A 2,325-nucleotide genomic window follows, 5' to 3' on the forward strand; every position below is an offset into this window, starting at 1 on the left:
GCGCTGGCGGACATCCTGCTGGTCACTCCGCAGGACCTGCGCCTGCAGGTGGAGGAGGTCGCACGCCAGGTGGTGGCCGAAGAGGGCTTCCTCGACTTCCGTGCCTACGTGGCCCGGGTCGGGCGCGGTCGCCAGATCGAGCTGCACTTCATCGTTCCGCGCGGCCAGCCGCCGCGCACGCTGGAGTCGTGGGACCAGCTGCGCGACAGCATCGGCGAACGCATCGGCGGCGATCCGCAGCAGCGCTGGCTCACCATCGCCTTCACCACGGACCTGGAGTGGGCCGAGTAGTCCCCCGACGCGACCGGTACGCGGGTAGCCATCTGCAAAAAAAGAGCCTCTTTTGAATTCCGAGTGGATGCCGGGCAGGATTCGGCTCTCCTTATCTGAGCCCTGACCCCATGGACGAGAGGCTGCTTTTCGCGTCGGCCCTCAATCTGGCCCAGCCTTGGTACGTGAGCGGTACGCGCTTCGATGCCCAGGCCAGGTCGTTGACGATCCTCATCGATTTCACTGCGGGCAGCCGCTTCGCGCACCCTGCCGCATCGGGGCAGCACCCGGTGCATGACACCCAGATCAAGCGCTTCCGGCACCTGAACTTCTTCGAGCACGAGTGCTTCCTCGAGGTGCGCGTGCCGCGGATCAAGCTGCCGGACGGGCGGGTGCTGCTGGTCGAGCCGCACTGGGCCGGCAGGCTGTCCGGCTTCACGCTGCTGTTCGAAGCCTTGGTGCTCACGCTGTGCCGGCAGATGCCCTTCGCCGCGGTCGCGCGGCTGGTGGGCGAGTCCTGGCATCGCGTGCACGCGATCTGCGCGCGTTATGTCGAGCTGGCGGTGGACGAATTGGACTTGTCGGCGACCAGGGCGCTGGCGATCGACGAGACGTCCTACCGGCGTGGCCACACTTACCTGACGCTGGCCGCGGATGCCGAGCAGCGCAGGGTCGTGTTCGTGACCGAAGGGCGTCGTGTTGAGGCAATCGCCGCGCTTGCCGGGCACCTGGCCGCGCATCAGGCCACCCCCGGGCAGATCGAATCGGTGAGCATCGACATGTCGCCCTCCTATATCCGCGGCGTCACCGATCACCTGCCCAATGCGCGCATCACCTTCGACAAGTTCCACGTCATCGCCCAGGCCTCCCTCGCCCTGGATCGCACCCGCCGAGCCGAGCAGAAGAGCGATCCGGCCCTCAAGGGCCTGCGCTGGGCCCTGCTCAAGGATCGCGACCGCTTGCCGCGCGAACAGCGCGGCGAACTCGATGCCCTGATCGCCGCCGCCACCAGCAAGCGCACCGCCCGCGCCTGGCTGTATCGCGAGAACTTGCGCGAGATCCTCGAGCGCAAGCAGATCAACGTGGTCGCCGCGCTGCTCAGGCAGTGGTGCACGAACGTCATGCGCTCCAAGGTCGAGCCGATGAAGGACGTCGCGCGGATGATCCGCAAGCACTTCGACGGCATCCTGGCCTGGAGCCAGACCCGCCAGACCAACGGCTTCCTGGAAGCCATCAACGGCCTGTTCCAGGCCGCCAAGCGCAAGGCCCGCGGCTACACCCGGCTCGACACCATGCGCACCGTCATCTTCCTGATCGCCGGCAAGCTCGACTTCTCGCGCCTCAACCCGCACGTGGCATAACCCACTCGAATTTCAAAAGAGCCAACGAGTTCCTCCAACGCTTTACCGTCGGCAAGCGAATGTTCGCCGGCTTTGGCTTCCTGCTGGTGCTGATGGCCGCGATCGCCGTGGTTTCGGCGATGTCCCTCTCCACGCTGGAAAAGCACCTGGAAACCATCGCGGTCGAACGTGTCACCAAGACCGCGCTGGCGAACACGCTGTACGACAGCGCCAACCTGCTCAATATCGACATGCAGGCCATGATCCTCGCCGAGAGCGACGAGGAGCGCCTGGCTGCGCAGCAGCGGATCAAGGAAACGCGCGAGAACTTCGCCGCGACCTACGAAAAGCTGGATGCGATGCCGGCGCGGGAGGAAGGCAAGCGCCTGCTGGCGGCCATCAACAAGGCCCGCCAAGCCGCGGCGCCGCTGAACGACCATGTCGCCGAGCTGGCAATGGAAGGCAGCATCGCCGAGGCCACCACCTACCTCAATGGCGAGGGAAGGGCTGGCGCGACGCGGTCAGCGCCTATGTCGAGCGTGAAGGCCGGCAGATGAAGGCGGCGCACGAGGAGGCCGTGGTGGCCGCCAACCGTGCCCGCACCGCGCTGTTCGTGGTCCTGGGCCTGGCCATCGTGTTCGGCGTGTTCCTGGCCGTGGTGTTCACCCGCAGCCTGACCGGGCCGCTGGGCCTGGCCGCGGCGGCCGCACGCGAC

2 protein-coding genes and 1 pseudogene are annotated in these 2,325 nt (G+C 66.8%); all 3 read left to right on the plus strand.

Annotated features, from left to right (window positions below; genetic code table 11):
• Positions 1-291: pseudogene (locus A6M56_RS13310) on the plus strand (cation transporter); the annotation flags it as partial.
• 110 nt (positions 292-401) lie between these two features.
• Positions 402-1,631, plus strand: a complete 1,230-nt coding sequence (locus A6M56_RS13315) for an ISL3 family transposase (RefSeq protein WP_034007174.1) — start codon at positions 402-404, stop codon at positions 1,629-1,631.
• Positions 1,628-2,167 (plus strand): MCP four helix bundle domain-containing protein, encoded by a 540-nt coding sequence (locus tag A6M56_RS13320; protein ID WP_286758178.1) that lies wholly within the window; start codon positions 1,628-1,630, stop codon positions 2,165-2,167. The genes A6M56_RS13315 and A6M56_RS13320 overlap by 4 nt, the downstream gene beginning before the upstream one ends.
• Positions 2,168-2,325 lie beyond the last annotated feature (158 nt).

Source organism: Ralstonia sp. RL (assembly GCF_001683835.1).
Taxonomy (GTDB): Bacteria; Pseudomonadota; Gammaproteobacteria; order Burkholderiales; family Burkholderiaceae; genus Ralstonia; species Ralstonia mannitolilytica.

Excerpts from the sequence above, each read along its gene's own strand:
- A6M56_RS13315 (WP_034007174.1), top strand. The coding sequence starts at position 402 with ATGGACGAGAGGCTGCTTTTCGCGTCGGCCCTCAATCTGGCCCAGCCT.